16 protein-coding genes are annotated in these 15,704 nt (G+C 48.6%); 8 read left to right on the top strand and 8 right to left on the bottom strand.

Features of this window, described 5'->3' with window-relative positions; translation table 11 throughout:
• Positions 1-41: 41 nt before the first annotated feature.
• The 4 genes from hemH to NFHSH190041_RS14240 form a co-directional block, all read right to left on the bottom strand.
• Positions 42-1,058, bottom strand: coding sequence for a ferrochelatase (hemH, locus tag NFHSH190041_RS14225; RefSeq protein WP_261922427.1), 1,017 nt, complete (start codon positions 1,056-1,058; stop codon positions 42-44).
• A 42-nt stretch (positions 1,059-1,100) separates the two neighbouring features.
• Positions 1,101-1,730: a glutathione peroxidase gene (locus NFHSH190041_RS14230; protein WP_261922428.1), complete on the bottom strand. Its 630-nt coding sequence runs from the start codon at positions 1,728-1,730 to the stop codon at positions 1,101-1,103.
• A 317-nt stretch (positions 1,731-2,047) separates the two neighbouring features.
• Positions 2,048-3,160, bottom strand: coding sequence for a PilT/PilU family type 4a pilus ATPase (locus NFHSH190041_RS14235; RefSeq protein ID WP_261922429.1), 1,113 nt, complete (start codon positions 3,158-3,160; stop codon positions 2,048-2,050).
• A gap of 9 nt (positions 3,161-3,169) precedes the next feature.
• The gene (locus NFHSH190041_RS14240) at positions 3,170-4,207 is read right to left on the bottom strand and encodes a type IV pilus twitching motility protein PilT (RefSeq protein ID WP_261922430.1); all 1,038 of its coding nucleotides are present in this window, start codon (positions 4,205-4,207) and stop codon (positions 3,170-3,172) included.
• 35 nt (positions 4,208-4,242) lie between these two features.
• Here NFHSH190041_RS14240 and NFHSH190041_RS14245 point away from each other — a divergent pair, with 35 nt between their 5' ends.
• The 8 genes from NFHSH190041_RS14245 (at position 4,243) to NFHSH190041_RS14280 (ending at position 11,810) form a co-directional block, all read left to right on the top strand.
• The gene (locus NFHSH190041_RS14245) at positions 4,243-4,935 is read left to right on the top strand and encodes a YggS family pyridoxal phosphate-dependent enzyme (RefSeq protein WP_261922431.1); all 693 of its coding nucleotides are present in this window, start codon (positions 4,243-4,245) and stop codon (positions 4,933-4,935) included.
• Between the two features lie 351 nt (positions 4,936-5,286).
• A complete protein-coding gene (gene proC / locus NFHSH190041_RS14250; RefSeq protein ID WP_261922432.1) occupies positions 5,287-6,105 on the top strand; it encodes a pyrroline-5-carboxylate reductase in 819 nt (272 codons plus the stop codon).
• Positions 6,106-6,150: 45 nt separating this feature from the next.
• Entirely contained in the window at positions 6,151-6,699 is a 549-nt protein-coding gene (locus NFHSH190041_RS14255; RefSeq protein ID WP_261922433.1) for a YggT family protein, read from the top strand.
• Positions 6,700-6,709: 10 nt separating this feature from the next.
• Positions 6,710-6,997, top strand: a complete 288-nt coding sequence (yggU, locus tag NFHSH190041_RS14260) for a DUF167 family protein YggU (RefSeq protein ID WP_261922434.1) — start codon at positions 6,710-6,712, stop codon at positions 6,995-6,997.
• Between the two features lie 98 nt (positions 6,998-7,095).
• The gene (locus NFHSH190041_RS14265) at positions 7,096-7,530 is read left to right on the top strand and encodes a DUF4426 domain-containing protein (RefSeq protein WP_261922435.1); all 435 of its coding nucleotides are present in this window, start codon (positions 7,096-7,098) and stop codon (positions 7,528-7,530) included.
• A gap of 313 nt (positions 7,531-7,843) precedes the next feature.
• Entirely contained in the window at positions 7,844-8,443 is a 600-nt protein-coding gene (gene rdgB, locus NFHSH190041_RS14270; protein WP_261922436.1) for an RdgB/HAM1 family non-canonical purine NTP pyrophosphatase, read from the top strand.
• A gap of 44 nt (positions 8,444-8,487) precedes the next feature.
• Positions 8,488-9,621 (top strand): radical SAM family heme chaperone HemW, encoded by a 1,134-nt coding sequence (gene hemW, locus NFHSH190041_RS14275; RefSeq protein ID WP_261925137.1) that lies wholly within the window; start codon positions 8,488-8,490, stop codon positions 9,619-9,621.
• 317 nt (positions 9,622-9,938) lie between these two features.
• A complete protein-coding gene (locus NFHSH190041_RS14280) occupies positions 9,939-11,810 on the top strand; it encodes a DUF885 domain-containing protein (RefSeq protein WP_410010834.1) in 1,872 nt (623 codons plus the stop codon).
• A 105-nt stretch (positions 11,811-11,915) separates the two neighbouring features.
• Here NFHSH190041_RS14280 and NFHSH190041_RS14285 read toward each other — a convergent pair whose 3' ends face one another.
• From NFHSH190041_RS14285 to NFHSH190041_RS14300, 4 genes are all read right to left on the bottom strand, one after another.
• On the bottom strand, positions 11,916-12,857 hold the full coding sequence (locus NFHSH190041_RS14285) for a LysR family transcriptional regulator (protein ID WP_261922437.1): 942 nt from the start codon (positions 12,855-12,857) through the stop codon (positions 11,916-11,918).
• Between the two features lie 544 nt (positions 12,858-13,401).
• Complete coding sequence (locus NFHSH190041_RS14290) at positions 13,402-14,199, bottom strand: YggN family protein (protein WP_261922438.1); 798 nt, start codon at positions 14,197-14,199, stop codon at positions 13,402-13,404.
• Between the two features lie 231 nt (positions 14,200-14,430).
• Complete coding sequence (gene glsB / locus NFHSH190041_RS14295; RefSeq protein WP_261922439.1) at positions 14,431-15,345, bottom strand: glutaminase B; 915 nt, start codon at positions 15,343-15,345, stop codon at positions 14,431-14,433.
• Positions 15,346-15,672: a 50S ribosome-binding protein YggL gene (locus NFHSH190041_RS14300; RefSeq protein WP_261922440.1), complete on the bottom strand. Its 327-nt coding sequence runs from the start codon at positions 15,670-15,672 to the stop codon at positions 15,346-15,348.
• Between the last annotated feature and the right edge of the window lie 32 nt (positions 15,673-15,704).

Below are 15,704 nucleotides of genomic sequence, written 5' to 3' on the forward strand. Positions count from 1 at the left end.
CGGAAAGGGGGTTCAGCTAAAAACGGTTAGTTCAGGTGGCATCAATCTAGATACGGCGTCAATAACTGCGCCATCATTTCAATATGGCTGTCGGCATCGTTAAGACAGGGAATATAACGGAACTTCTCCCCACCAGCAGACAGGAAAATATCCCGGTTTTCCACCGCGATCTCTTCCAGCGTTTCCAAACAATCAGCACTGAATGCCGGACATGCAACAGCAATATCCCGACAACCTGCTGTGGGTAACGAGCCCATAGTCTGATCTGTATAAGGTTGCAGCCATACCGCTTTACCGAAGCGGGACTGAAAGGTCGTCATAATCTCCTGCTCAGCTAACCCCAATTGCTCTGCCACCAAGCGACTGGTTTTCATACAAAAACAGTAATATGGATCGCCTTTATGCAAATTTTCTTCCGGCATACCGTGATAGGACAAGACTAATTTCTGCGGCCGCCCATGACGAGCAAAATCCTGAGCAATACTGTTACTCAAGGCGGTAATAAACGCCGGATTATCATGATAGGTATGGATAAAATGTAGCGATGGAACATAACGCCACTGGCTTAACTCCGCCGCCAATGCATCAAAAACCGACCCTGTGGTCGGGGCGGCATATTGAGGATAGAGCGGCAACACCACTATCCGGTCAACCCCATCTTGCTGCATCTGCTGCAACACACTGGCCATGGATGGATTACCATAACGCATGGCCAGATATACCTTTGCATGCTGCTTTTTTGCGCTCAATAGCGCCGTTAGCTTCTGCTGCTGACGTAAACTGATGTCCATCAGGGGAGAGCCCTGCTCTGTCCATACCTGACGGTATGCCGCGGCAGATTTCGCGGGGCGGGTGCGCAAAATAATCCCGTGCAACAATGCCTTCCATAATAACCTTGGCAGCTCCACCACCCTGGGATCAGAAAGGAACTCCGCCAGATAGCGCCGTAAAGAAGCCGTATCCGGCGCGTCCGGTGTACCAAGATTTACCAGCAAAATGCCGGTCTTATTGCGCTGGCCGTGTCCCTGCGCCTTGCTCAGCCCTGTGTATTGCACCAAACATTACCTCAACATGCAGAAATTCAATCAATTAGCTCGGCATTAAAGCACAGATTCTATTGCCTGAGTAAGCTCTGGACTGTTAGGTGCTACCCGAGAGTTGAACTGCTGCACGCTTTGGCCATCTTTACTGACCACATATTTGTAAAAATTCCACATTGGTGCCCCGGTTTTATCCGCCAGATAACGGAAAACCCGGTTAGCATCGCCGCCACGTACTGGAGAAGTGGATAACATGGTAAATGTCACGCCATAATTGATATAACAGACTTGGGCTGTTTTCGCTTCGTCGTCTTCTTCCTGAAAAAAGTCATCCGAGGGAAACCCTATCACCACCAGTCCCTGCTGCCGATATTTCTGATTCAACGCCTCCAACACTTTAAATTGCGGGGTAAAACCGCAGTTACTGGCCGTATTAACAATCAATACCGGCCGACCTTGAGTCAATTGACATAAATCGACCATTTCATCTGAATGCAGCCTTTTAGCCTGATATTGCAGATAATCTGGGCAGCTCGCTGACTTAGCGTTAAGGGCTCCGGGGTGTTTGTCTGAAGCCACAGTACTTGATGCGGCTGACTCCGCCCGGCTTGGCAACGGCGTCAGCGCTAAGCTGGCAATAAGCGTGGTAATGGCAGAGAGCCAAAGTCCGCCGGTGGCAATGCTTTTCATGAACCTATCTGTGGCTGCCGAATGACGGCGGGATAAGGTTGTGCTTCTGGAGTTGAATTGTTTAGACACCTTAATACCTCCCTGTGGTAGCGCACTCAATTGTGGTTTTAGCTTAGGGTTCTTGAGTACAACTGTGGAATAGGTTGTGGAGCATAATGGATATATGCTGCGGTTATATACCGACCGTTATATACCGGCTTAGACCGGAAAAAGATCAGTCTGGCCGGTATAACGAGGCTTTATTGGTTGAAAAGTGCCCATATATCATGGCAGCACAAGTTACATATAACTGCTGGTTGCCCGAATATGGCTGGCAATTAATCCATGTCGATAGTGACACCATCCATCATGCCAGAGCTGCCCTGGCCACTGCTGGCCAATTTGATCATCAAGCGCAAATCATTTGGTGAGTCGGCACAGTGCAGGGCATCGGCATAGCTGATCTCCCCTTCCTGATACAGACTGAATAGCGCCTGATCAAAGGTCTGCATCCCCTGCTCTGTGGATTTAGCCATGGTCTCTTTGATCAGATGCAACTCATTATTCTGGATAAGACTTGCCACCCTTGGGGTATTAATCAGTACTTCAATCGCAGCCCGGCGACCGTTACCGTCGATGCGGGGGATCAGCTGCTGCGCCACAATGGCTTTAAGATTTAATGACAGATCAAACAGCAACTGGTGATGTTTATTCTCCGGTACCAAATGCATAATTCGATCTAATGCCTGGTTGGCATTATTGGCGTGCAGGGTTGCCATACATAAATGACCTGTCTCAGCAAAGGACAGGGCAAATTCCATGGTTTCTTGGCTGCGGATCTCACCAATCAAAATCACATCCGGCGCCTGTCGCAAAGAGCTTTTCAGCGCGGCATCGAAGCTTTCGGTATCTATGCCAACTTCTCGTTGGGTGATAATGCTTTGATTGTGGTTATGAACAAATTCCACCGGATCTTCAATGGTAAGAATATGGCCGCGGGCGTGGGCATTACGATACCCGACTAAGGCAGCCAGTGAGGTCGACTTACCCGTGCCGGTGCCACCCACCATAATCACCAGCCCTCGTTTGCTCATCACCAAATCTTTCAGGATTTGTGGTAAATGCAGCTCCTCAACAGTAGGAATACGGGTTTCAATCCGGCGCATCACACAGCCACAAGACTCACGCTGCCAAAAAGCACTGACACGAAATCGTCCCAATCCTTTGACTGCAAAAGCGAAATTACATTCTTTACTCTGACTGAACTCCTGTTGCTGGGCGTCAGTCATCACCGAGTGCACCAAGGCTAGCGATTGCTCTGGGGTGAGGGCAGCATCGGATAATGGTGTTAGCTCACCATCGATTTTGGCACTGGGGGGAAAGCCTGCGGTAATAAACAGATCCGAGGCTTTACGCTCCACCATGGTACTTAATAGGGGACGAACATCCATACGATTTCCTTAGAAAGTGGCCTGACGGTTACTGCTTTTAGCCAGAGCATCCTCTCGGGTAATTTGGCCACGGTTAACCAGATTCTGCAGGCACTGCTCCAAGGTCTGCATTCCATGGGCCATGCCGGTCTGAATCGCAGAATACATCTGTGCTACCTTGTCTTCGCGAATCAGGTTACGAATGGCTGGCGTGCCCATCATAATTTCATGGGCGGCAATTCGGCCCCCGCCAACCTTTTTAATCAAGGTTTGAGAAATCACAGCCTGCAGCGATTCTGACAGCATGGTACGCACCATATCTTTTTCTCCGGCGGGAAACACATCCACTACCCGGTCAATGGTTTTAGCGGCAGAGGTGGTATGCAAGGTACCAAATACCAGATGCCCGGTTTCGGCAGCTGTCATCGCCAAGCGTATGGTTTCCAAATCCCGCAATTCTCCCACTAAAATCACATCCGGATCTTCACGCAACGCGCTGCGCAGCGCAGCATTGAAGCTATGGGTATGGCGGTGCACTTCCCGTTGATTGATCAGACAATGCTTATTGCTGTGCACAAATTCAATCGGGTCTTCAATAGTCAAAATATGGTCATGGCGATTTTCATTGATGTAATCAATCATGGCAGCCAACGTGGTACTTTTACCCGAACCGGTCGGGCCGGTGACCAATACTAACCCCCGAGGAAAACTGGCAATTTTTTTGAAGATTTCCGGCGCGGCTAATGCTTCCAGAGATAACACTTCACTGGGAATCGTCCGAAATACAGCGGCCGCACCACGAGCCTGATTAAAAGCATTAACCCGGAAACGAGCCAGATTCGGCACTTCGAATGAAAAATCAATTTCCAAATGCTCTTCGTAGTCTTTGCGCTGCCGGTCATTCATAATGTCGTACACCAGACTGTGGACGCCTTCATGATCCAGCGCGGGAACATTGATTTTTCTCACATCACCGTCGACCCGGATCATAGGAGATACCCCGGCAGAAAGGTGCAGATCAGATGCGTTGTGCTTTACACTAAAAGCTAATAACTCAGTGATTTCCATCGTTTCAGACTTTCCTTAAACTAATTGGTCACATCATGACAACAATAACAGACAGACTTGCTGCCGCCCAACAACGGATAGCGCAGGCTGCAGCAAATGCTTCACGTTCTTCCCATGAAATCAAACTGCTGGCAGTCAGCAAAACCAAGCCAGTATCGCAGATCCTTGAGGCCTATCAAGCTGGCCAGCGCCGCTTCGGGGAAAATTATGTCCAGGAAGGCCAGGAAAAAATCCTCGCCTTGCAGAGCGACTGCCCGGACATTGAATGGCACTTTATCGGCCCACTGCAGTCCAATAAAAGCCGGATTGTTGCTGAGCACTTTGATTGGATGCATACCGTCGACAGAGACAAGATTGCCCAGCGACTCAATGATCAACGTCCGGCCGATATGGCGCCATTGAATGTCTGTATTCAGATTAATATCAGCCAAGAGTCGAGCAAATCCGGTATTACGCCTACACAGATGATGGCACTGGCAAAAGAAATTGCCACTTTACCCCATCTCAAACTGCGTGGACTGATGGCGATCCCCACAGAGACGGATGACACCCAAGTACAAAATCGCGAGTTTGCCGAACTGAAACAGTGCTTTGATAAGCTCAAGGCGGCCTACCCTGAGGTGGATACACTCTCAATGGGGATGAGTGGCGATTTAGAGCAAGCTATTGCCCATGGCTCAACCATGGTGCGCATTGGTAGCGCGATCTTTGGTGCCAGGGGCTGTTGACCTTTCAAGTTTGTTTTTGCAGCGTGTTGGGGGTCTTTATACAAGGCAGAGGCTTTGATAGGTAGTTTCGCTACCTGATAAGCCGATAACGCAGTAGAAAGGCGCCCCAAACGCTGCCCAAAGGGTTCGGCTAAAAGCGATTTACTCTTTGTTGAGCGGTTCTTGCTTAGCATGCTAGGCGGCAAACCCCTCGCCGCGATTAAAACGCTTTTATCTCGAACAAAATTCAATCATCAAAGGTCAACAGCCCCTAGTAATACAAGTAAAACTTGTTTTTCAGTGATGTTGCCCAAATATCTACTCAAAGCAGCCACAGGCAGGATAGTCCTGCCTCTCACAATAGAGAACAGCATGAACCCAAGCAAAATTTGCTTTATTGGTGCCGGCAATATGGCCCGGGCCATTATCAGTGGACTGGTTGGTAGCGGTTATCCGGCCGATCATATCCAAGCCAGTAATCCCAGCCGCGGCAAGCTTGATGCCCTGAGTGACGATTTTGCCATTTTAACCACCTGTGACAATCACCAAGCTGTCCAATGGGCTGATGTTGTCGTGCTGGCAGTCAAACCTCAACTGATGGAAGCTGTCTGTCAGCCACTGGCGGATATTGATTTTAGCGATAAATTGGTTATCACCATCGCGGCGGGTATTCCTGTTGCACGTTACCGTGATTATCTGTCCCAATCTCTGCGCCTTATCCGCACCATGCCCAATACTCCGGCGCAAATTGGTTTTGGGATGACAGGCTTGTATGCCCCAGCTGACATTAGCCAGCAAGATAGAGATATTGCTACCCGGCTGATGCAAGCAGGCGGTGAAGTTGTCTGGGTTAAACAGGAGTCGGACTTAAATCTGGTCATCGCTCTGGCGGGCAGTTCTCCGGCCTATTTTTTCCTATTTATGGAAGCCATGGTCAGCGCCGCTGAAAAACTGGGCATGGATGAGCGACAGGCTAGAGCTCTGGCTCAGCAAGCTGCACTGGGAGCTGCACAGATGGTAATCCATAACCCGGATACCCCTTTAAGCACCCTGCGACAAAATGTCACCTCCAAAGGTGGCACCACAGCGGAGGCTATCGCCACCTTTGAGCAGGGAAATCTGCGGGATCTGGTCGATGAGGCCATGGTAAACTGCATTAAACGTGCCGACGAAATGGCGAAAACCTTTTAATACGGCTCCTGCGCATTAACTTAACCGGAAAAGGTAAACATCTGCATGAATGCAATGAGTTTTCTAATAAACACCCTGTTTGATCTCTATCTGTCAGTGGTGATTTTGCGGATTTGGCTGCAGTGGGCCAGAGCCGATTTTTATAACCCATTTAGCCAGTTTATTGTAAAAGCGACCCACCCATTAGTCGCCCCGATGCGCCGAGTGTTGCCATCTGTGGGCAATCTGGATAGTGCCTCTGTGGTATTGGCGCTACTGGTTGTTATCGTAAAACTGGTGCTGCTCAGCTTGATTGCCGGGGCTGATATGCAGTTTCTCAGCTTCTTTATCGTCGCTGTGGTCAGTGTGATCAAAAAAGCCGGGGTACTGCTGTTCTGGATGTTAATTATCCGGGCCATTCTCAGCTGGTTTAATCAAGGATATAACCCGATTGTCATGATTATGGAGCAGCTGACAGAGCCTCTGATGGCACCGGTACGCCGGGTGATCCCGCCTATTGGCGGTTTGGATCTGTCTGTGATGGTGATCCTGATCGGCATGAACTTCTTGAATATCCTGCTGGCACAATACATTCCTTACTGGGCCATAGTGTAAGGCTGAGTTGATGAGTGCCGTCAGTATGCAGCAGGATGACCTGCTGCTGAAATTGTATATTCAGCCAAAAGCGAGCCGGGATCAGATAGTTGGTTTGCATGGGGAAGAGTTGAAAGTTGCTATCACCGCGCCTCCGGTTGATGGCAAAGCCAATGCCCATCTGACCAAATACCTGTCAAAGGCATTTAAAGTGCCCAAAGGGGATATCAGTATTGAAAAAGGGGAGTTAGGGCGCCATAAGCAGATCCGCATCAGTAGCCCCAGACTGATCCCAGATGAAGTTGCTGCATTATTGTAAATTCAGTAATTAAGCATCATCGATTGTAAATAAACTGCTGGTCTGTAACAGCTGCGGCTTTTATACTTAAAGGCCATTTTCTGCACAGGCCAGCTATTATGTCCAAAGCTTTATTTGCCTTGCTGCTTAGCGCAGCCCTGTTCTGTATCCCGGCTCAAGCCGAGCAGAAACAACAGGTTGGTGACTTTGCCATTCACTATATCGCCTTAAGCAGTACCTTCTTAACCCCCAATATTGCCAAAACCTATGGTATTAAACGCAGTCGCTACACCGGCCTTGTGAATATTGCCGTACTGGACACTGCCCAGCAGGGCTCCCCCGCCGTCCCCGTTGAACTGAGCGGTATCGCCAGAAATTTGCTTGATACCCGCACTGAGCTGGATTTTCGTGAGATCCGTGAAGGTAAGGCCATTTACTATATTGCGGAAGTACCTTACCGCCATGATGAAGATATTCATTTTCAAATTGCAGTGAAATATGGCAAGCAGCTCAATACCATACTCAAATTCAAACAGCAGTTTTATGTTGATTAAGCCAGGCTCTATTGACCTTTCATGACCCAATTCGTTTGAGATAAAGCGTTTTAATCGCAGTAAGATGTTTGCCCCTTGGTACTAAGCACGAACCACGCAACAAAGACTAAAACGCTTTTAGCCCTAAGTCGCACATCAGTTTTGCCGCTATTAGGCGCCCTTTCTGGCTCAGCCTAAACATTACCCTCTGCGCCCCTTTCTTCCCCGCTGAATTCACACTCATTTTCAGCCGTCCACCAGCCACGGCGGGCGGTTTAATTTTATTGGGGACTTGGGTATGATGCCCGGATTAACTCCTATCGCGAGAAGCTCCATGAAACAGATTGTTCTGGCCAGCGGCAACAAAGGAAAGCTGCAGGAATTTGCCCAAATGATGTCCGGCTTTAAGGTAGAAATTCTGCCACAGAGCCAGTTTGATGTGCCGGAAGTGGCAGAAACCGGTACCACCTTTGTGGAAAATGCCATTATCAAGGCTCGTCACGCAGCCCAAGTTACAGGTCTGCCCGCTATCGCTGATGACTCAGGTTTAGAAGTGGATGCTCTGCGCGGCGCACCTGGCATTTATTCTGCCCGCTACAGTGGTGAAGGCGCTACCGATGTACGCAACTATGAAAAACTGCTCACGGCTATGGCAGATGAATCCAGCCGTAGCGCCCGTTTTCAGTGTGTACTGGTGTATATGCGTCATGCTGATGATCCCACCCCAGTGATTTGCCAAGCCAGTTGGGAAGGCCAGATTGGTGTTGCACCTGAAGGCCAGCAAGGACATGGTTATGATCCCGTGTTTATTCCTGAACATGAAAGCCGCAGCGCTGCCCAGATGAGCGCTGATGAGAAAAATGCCGTCAGCCATCGAGGTAAGGCGCTGGCATTGCTAGTTGAGCAACTGGCAAAACAGGGACAGCTGGCTTGAACCATTCACCCCATCATCTGTCAGCCAACGCGGCCGCACAACCAATGGTGTTACCACCACTGAGCCTGTATATCCATATCCCTTGGTGCGTGCAGAAATGCCCTTATTGTGACTTTAACTCCCACGGCCAACAGGGAGAATTGCCGCAACAAGAATATGTTGATGCCTTACTCAAGGATCTGGATGCTGATCTGCATTATGTCCAGAACCGCCCGCTGCACAGTATTTTTATCGGCGGCGGCACCCCTTCACTGTTTGATGCTGCGCAAATTGCCCGGCTGTTGGCAGGGATCCGTCAGCGGATAGACTTTGCTGCCGATATCGAAATTACCATGGAAGCCAACCCAGGGACGCTGGAACATGATGACTTTGCGGCCTATCGTCAGGCAGGGATCACCCGATTATCCATCGGGGTGCAGAGTTTTTCCTCCGATAAACTCAATCTGTTGGGGCGGATCCATAACCGCAATGAAGCTGAAGTTGCCGCGCAGCATGCCAAAGAGGCTGGCTATCAAAGCTTCAACCTGGATTTAATGCATGGTTTGCCGGATCAGGATTTAGCCCAAGCAATGGCTGATATCGATACCGCTGCAGCACTGATGCCGCCACATCTGTCCTGGTACCAGCTAACTATTGAGCCCAACACGCTGTTTCATTCTCGCCCGCCCCAATTGCCGGATGATGAGGCATTATGGGAGATTTATCGGGAAGGTCAGCGCCGACTCACTGCGCTTGGCTATCAGCAATATGAGATTTCCGCCTACGCCAAACCCGGCTATCAGTGCCGTCATAATCTGAACTACTGGCAGTTTGGGGACTACTTGGGGCTCGGTTGTGGTGCCCATGGCAAAATTACCCTAGCTGCAGAGCGTCGTATTATTCGCACAGTAAAAATCAAGCACCCCCGGGGGTATCTGGCGGCTATAGATTTTACTGATAATAGTTTTGACGTCGAAACGGACGATGTGCCATTGGAATATCTGATGAATCGGCTGCGGCTGATGAGCCCAATCCCTATGGTGGAGTTTGAGCAGCGCACAGGCTTAAGCCGAGACTGTATCCAAGACGGAATGGAAAAAGGTCGACAGCGGGGATTAGTGATTATCAGTGAAGATCACTGGGAACTGACGGATAAAGGCCACTTTTTTGTCAATGACTTACTGTCCCAGTTCTGTTAATACCCAATAACGCCCGCAGTTAATTGCTCAACAGCCGGTATCCAGTTTACCGGCTGTTTTATGTTAAAGAATCATATTTCACACCAAGCCCCCTGATGAGACTTTTAGCCTCGAAGCTTTTATACACGGCACTTTTATCCACGGCATACTAACTAGCATTTGCGACAGTAAGCATTACCGGCAGTGGTATCGCCGACAATCACTCATCGACACCCCTCATCAAAATTACAATAAATTCACATCCAGTAACAAAAAGTTAGAATATTTCTTGCTTGGCTCCATTAGCATATTTGCAACTTCAATTGCGGAGCATAAGAATGAAAACAATACCGACACTACTGACTGTCAGCCTATCTGCCGCCCTGCTTGGCGCTTGTCACACAGCCCCTGATACCAACAATGCTAACAATGCCGCTAATACCGGTTTAGCCGCTGTGAATGAGCCAAGTGCAGCAGACTCAACTACAGCATCAGCACAGGCCAATGCGCTATTTGAAACCATGTTTATGGAAAATGTGATGGCCAGTCCCGTCACTCAGACATATCTGGGCATTAAACAGGATTACGGTAAATGGGATGAAATCAGTGAAGCTAACCGACAAGCTGAGCTGGCACGTCATCAACAGCATCTGGCGCAACTAAAGCAACTGGATCCGGCTTTACTCGACGACCAGACGCGACTTAGCCTTAAGCTGGCTACCGATCTGCTTGAGCAACAGATCGCAGATTACCGCTGGCGCCATTATGTCTACCCGCTAAACCAGATGTATGGCGTGCACTCCACCACTCCAGCCCTATTGATTAACCAGCACCAGATCACCAACCTTGAGGATGCTAAAGCTTATATCAGCCGCCTTAATGGCATTAAACCGTTATTTCAACAACTGATGGCCGATCTGACCTTGAAAGCTGATATGGGGATTATTGCCCCCAAGTTTGTTTTCGCCCATGTATTATCAGACAGCAGCAATATCATCTCCGGCGCCCCGTTTGATAACACGGCTGACTCCACCCTATTGGCTGATTTTAAGAAAAAAATAAATAAACTCTCTATCAGCGATATGGAAAAACAAACATTGCTCAAGCAGGCACAGCAAGCACTGCTTGAATCGGTTGAGCCCGCTTATCAAGCCCTGATCCACTATGTGAAAGCGTTACAGCTACGGGCAGACAACCGCGATGGCGTGTGGAAATTGCCCCAAGGCGAGGATTTTTACAATAACGCCCTAAAGCGTACCACCACCACAGAAATGAGCGCCGGAGAAATTCATAATCTTGGCCTGGCGGAAGTGGCACGTATCCATAATGAAATGCGCCAAATCATGGTTAAAGTCGGTTTTAGCGGCACGTTAAAGCAGTTTTTCCAATTTATGCGGGATGATGAGCAGTTCTACTATCCAGATACCCAGCAAGGGCGTCAGGCTTATCTCAATCAAGCCAAACAGTATATTGATACCATGGATAACCGCTTAGATGAGGTATTTCGCATTCGCCCTCAAGCAGATTTGGTGGTCAAACCGGTAGAGGCGTTCAGAGAAAAGTCTGCTGGCAAGGCGTTTTACAATCAGCCAGCGCCGGATGGTTCACGCCCGGGAACCTATTACGCCAATCTGTATGATATGAAGGCGATGCCAAAATATCAGGCTGAAGCTCTCGCCTACCATGAAGGGATCCCGGGTCATCATATGCAAATCGCCATTGCTCAAGAGTTGGATAGATTGCCTAAATTCCGCCGCTTTGGCCGCTATACCGCGTATGTTGAAGGTTGGGGGCTGTATACCGAATATTTCCCTAAGGAAATGGGCCTGTATCAAGACCCTTACTCTGATTTTGGCCGTCTCGCGATGGAATTATGGCGAGCCTGCCGCCTAGTGGTAGACACGGGGATCCATCAGCTGGGCTGGACCCGGGAACAAGGGATAAATTACTACGTTAACAATACCCCCAATGCCAAGTCTGATGCAGTGAAAATGGTCGAGCGCCATATTGTAATGCCATCACAAGCAACCGCTTATAAAGTAGGTATGTTGAAACTGCTTGCACTTAGAGCACAAGCCAAAGAGCGCTTGGGAGATAAATTCGATATCCGGGATTTCCACACTTTAGTACTGAAAAATGGCCCGTTGCCGCTGGATGTACTAGAGCAACAGATTGATCGCTGGGTTAATTTAGCAGCTAACTATCAATAAAATAACAGCGCGCCGGTGACTGCCGGCGTGCTGCAATTCTAGTGTCATCTTCATTGTTGAACTGCAGTAGCCGTTAGCTCTGCTACTTCGGCCATTCATCTTTGCTTACTTGCGCTCGGCGTAAAGCTGAGCATATGGGGTATCCCAGTACGGAGGGGTACCAATCCGATCTTTAATAAAATCAATAAAAGCGCTCACTTTTGGTGCCAAATGTTTACGCCGTGGATACACCGCCTGTAACGGCAGGTGGTTGGTTAATTGCCAGTCTCGCAGCAATGGGACTAACGTGCCTTTCTCCAACTCACCATCCAGCAGATAACTGGCCAGATAAACCACACCTAATCCACTGACAGCAGCAGATTTTAACGCGGGCGCATTATCGACGCGGAAATTGCCGTTAACACCAATTTCGCAGTAATCATCCCCGCGGCGGAACTGCCAAATACTGTGTTCATGCCACTCTCCCTGATACACCAAACAGTTATGGTCAACCAACTGCTCCGGCCGCTCTGGCGCGCCATGACGGGCAATATAATCAGGAGAGGCTACCAGCATAAACTGACATTTCATTAAGGGTCTGGCAACCATCCCCAAAGGTAATTGCTCTGACATGGTCAGCAGTAAATCTAATCCTTCACTGACCACATCCACTTTATGATCCAATAAACTGACTTGCAGCTCTAATTCTGGGTGTTTGGCCATAAATTCTGGTAAGGCAGGAATGATGTGCATCGTACCAAAAGACTGGGAAATGCCGACTTTCAACACCCCTCGGGTGGCATCGTTCAGATTATGCACACTGGCAATAGCCTGATCGGCATCCCGCAGTAACTCTTCGCCTTGGACATACAGTAGGTTACCTGCTTCGGTCAGACTCAGGCTGCGGGTGGTACGTTGAATGAGCTGCACACCAAGCTTATGTTCAAGATCCGCAACTTGGGTACTCACTTTGGATTTGGAAATGCCCAACCGCCTGGCGGCAGCGCTAAAACTGCCGGCCCTGGCCACATGGGTAAAAATCGCAATAGGTTCTAAGAGTTCTAACATAGCAGTCGCCTTACGCTATACGCATCGCTGATTATATTTATCCCGGGGCGGGCAGATCCCTGGCCGGTCATTTACGCAAACTATGAAAATAAAATAGCGAACAATGCAACAGCAAGAAAAATTTCATCTAAATCAGAAGTTTTATTTTTCAGCCAAGGCAAAATCCTTGTCTCCTGGCGCTGCTGCACTGAACTAAACAAGGTGGCGCGAGTATATCAGACTCTATGGAAGGTTTAATATATGACTAATTACATTAGGAATTTAAAGATTGCGACAGCGTGGGCTAACTCACGCTGTGATAAAAATTCATTCTGTCGCTATCACGCTACCGTCAAAATTACCGTTATGTTTTGCAACACACAAGGGGTAAAAACCACACGATGTCATCATGCCACGGGAACATACTTAGGGAACATACTTAGGCAAAATACACAGTAATATCCGCATAAAAAAAGCCCCCGCCAGCGGGATAACTGACGAGGGCAAAGATGTCAGGGATAAAGCGAAAACAATTTACCAATTAATCAGGTACAGACGATTAATATCAATCTGCGGTATTGACCAAATCCATCTTAGCTAGCGCTGGTATCGCAGTGGTCAGTTGCTGCTCTAACTGCTCCAAACTGCGCAAGGTATGACACACCCCAGTTGCTCGCCGCTCTAGTTGCTCGCTGCTGTCATTCACCGCCTGCTCAATTTGCGAGCCCATCTGAGTCATCCGCGTACTGAACTTATCGATACTGTTATCTGCGTCGCTGGTATTATTAGACAGCATGTCCATGCCCATCTGCAGCATAAAACTGGCAATTGATTGCGTCGCTAACTCGGCTATCTGCTGCTCAAACTCCGCATCAAATACATCACTAAAAGCATACTCGGTAGCATTGAGGTGAAAGCCGTCATTATCCCTCCCCACCTGCCGTGCCACTTTTAACTTGGTCTGTTGCAAGATGTCACTCAGCTGCTGTTGCTGTGCCTGCCCTAATAATGGCCCCAGAGACGCCAAAAGGGCTTGGTTAACAACAGTCATGGTGTCATCTACTAAAGCTATCACTTCAGGCAACTGCTTTATCACCGCTTGGCGGTACTCTTCTGCCAGCGCTAATTGTTGAGGATTAAGGGCTAACCGCTGACCATCAAGCCACACACCTTGGGCTGAAAAACGGTATTGCTGGCTATCATCACCAGTTAATTCCAATAGGTTATTGCGATAATTAACATGATAGTTAAATGACAGGTCACAACTCTCGGTAGGTTCAGCCCAAACCGGGCTAGGGTATATTGAGGTGAGAAAAGCGCCGCATAACGCAGCAACCAGAGGGAGGCAGGCAAGTATTCGCATAGTGTATTCCTTTGTTTTTTATTATCTGTCCTTGATAGTGCAAGATAATAAAGCGAAGACCATGCCAGATTTTTATCTATATGTTTTATATCGGTTTATACTGAATTTCCATCATTTTGATGGACAGGGAACTGAGATAAAGAATAAAAAAATGAGACATTTCACCATCTAAGTTAGTGAAATATCCCATTATTTTTACAGCTAAAATCCGCTTAAAAGGAGTAACAGATCCTAGAAAATCGAACGGCCAAGATTCTGGCTTAAGGATTCCAGTATAGCGGTACCCGCCACAGAGTTGCCTTGAATATCCAATGCCGGAGACCAGACGCACACAGACATATCCCCAGGGATCACCGCAATAATGCCGCCGCCCACGCCACTTTTACCTGGCATACCGACCCGATAGGCAAACTCACCGGCACCATCATATAGCCCAGAAGTCGCCAGCAATGCATTAAGCTGACGGGCTTGCACGGGGGAAATAAGCTGTTTTCCTGCCAAAGACTGCCCCTTATTAGCCAGATACATCATGGCCCGGGAAAGATCAGCACAGCTCATACGGATAGCACAGTAATGGAAATAACTGCGCAATACGGTATCCACGTCATTATCGAAATTACCAAATGACTTCATCAAATAAGCAATCGCCGCATTACGGGCGCTGTGTTCAAACTCAGAGCGCGCGACCACCTTGTCATAGGCAATATTCTGATTACCGGATAGATTACGCACCAACTCCAGCATACGGTGCTTAGGTGCGCTCAGTCGGCCTTGTAGCAAATCGGAAATAACCAAAGCACCGGCATTAATAAAGGGATTGCGCGGAATTCCCCGCTCCAATTCCACCTGTACCAATGAGTTAAATGAATGGCCGGAAGGCTCTTTGCCTACCCGTTGCCAAATCTCATCTTCCTCGTACAGGGTCAACGCCAATGTCAGGCTGAATACTTTGGAAATACTTTGAATCGAAAAGGGCTCGAGATAATCCCCAGCCCCGATTGTCACGCCATCAGGGGTTGTTACAGCAATACCCAATTTGTTGGCGTTGACCTTGGCCAACGCCGGGATATAGTCTGCCACCTTGCCCTGACCTAGCAATGGTCTTGCTTCCTCGACCAATTGCTCAAGTAGTTCAGGTGCCGGCATTTATCCCCACCAAATATCGTAAAGCTCACTGACAGCTACATCTGATGCGCCCTGTTCCTGCCAGAAAGCCTGAACTGCGGCACGATCAGCATCGCTGCATTTCCCCAATTTCTGGGTAGCAATAATGCCTTCCCATTCACGGTGACCGCCACCATGGAATCCCAGACCCCGGACTTCAATCACCTCATCGATGAATTTATCCACCAGGCTGTCTATCTGCGCTTCGCTGACATCAGCATTAAAGGTCCAGTTAATGTCAAAACCCAGTTCCTGAAATTCGTCTACCCGTAATTTCTTACGCAGACGACGGCTACGGTTTGTTGCCATATTGACTCCCAAGGTTGCTTATTGTGGCTTAA

Source organism: Shewanella sp. NFH-SH190041 (assembly GCF_024363255.1).
Taxonomy (GTDB): domain Bacteria; phylum Pseudomonadota; class Gammaproteobacteria; order Enterobacterales; family Shewanellaceae; genus Shewanella.

Coding starts and splice junctions, on each gene's coding strand:
- NFHSH190041_RS14300 (WP_261922440.1), bottom strand. CDS start 15,672: ATGGCAACAAACCGTAGCCGTCGTCTGCGTAAGAAATTACGGGTAGAC.
- NFHSH190041_RS14255 (WP_261922433.1), top strand. CDS start 6,151: ATGAATGCAATGAGTTTTCTAATAAACACCCTGTTTGATCTCTATCTG.
- glsB (WP_261922439.1), bottom strand. CDS start 15,345: ATGCCGGCACCTGAACTACTTGAGCAATTGGTCGAGGAAGCAAGACCA.
- NFHSH190041_RS14280 (WP_410010834.1), top strand. CDS start 9,939: ATGAAAACAATACCGACACTACTGACTGTCAGCCTATCTGCCGCCCTG.
- yggU (WP_261922434.1), top strand. CDS start 6,710: ATGAGTGCCGTCAGTATGCAGCAGGATGACCTGCTGCTGAAATTGTAT.
- NFHSH190041_RS14245 (WP_261922431.1), top strand. CDS start 4,243: ATGACAACAATAACAGACAGACTTGCTGCCGCCCAACAACGGATAGCG.
- NFHSH190041_RS14285 (WP_261922437.1), bottom strand. CDS start 12,857: ATGTTAGAACTCTTAGAACCTATTGCGATTTTTACCCATGTGGCCAGG.
- NFHSH190041_RS14290 (WP_261922438.1), bottom strand. CDS start 14,199: ATGCGAATACTTGCCTGCCTCCCTCTGGTTGCTGCGTTATGCGGCGCT.
- NFHSH190041_RS14235 (WP_261922429.1), bottom strand. CDS start 3,160: ATGGATGTTCGTCCCCTATTAAGTACCATGGTGGAGCGTAAAGCCTCG.
- hemW (WP_261925137.1), top strand. CDS start 8,488: ATGGTGTTACCACCACTGAGCCTGTATATCCATATCCCTTGGTGCGTG.
- NFHSH190041_RS14240 (WP_261922430.1), bottom strand. CDS start 4,207: ATGGAAATCACTGAGTTATTAGCTTTTAGTGTAAAGCACAACGCATCT.
- NFHSH190041_RS14265 (WP_261922435.1), top strand. CDS start 7,096: ATGTCCAAAGCTTTATTTGCCTTGCTGCTTAGCGCAGCCCTGTTCTGT.
- NFHSH190041_RS14230 (WP_261922428.1), bottom strand. CDS start 1,730: ATGAAAAGCATTGCCACCGGCGGACTTTGGCTCTCTGCCATTACCACG.
- rdgB (WP_261922436.1), top strand. CDS start 7,844: ATGAAACAGATTGTTCTGGCCAGCGGCAACAAAGGAAAGCTGCAGGAA.
- proC (WP_261922432.1), top strand. CDS start 5,287: ATGAACCCAAGCAAAATTTGCTTTATTGGTGCCGGCAATATGGCCCGG.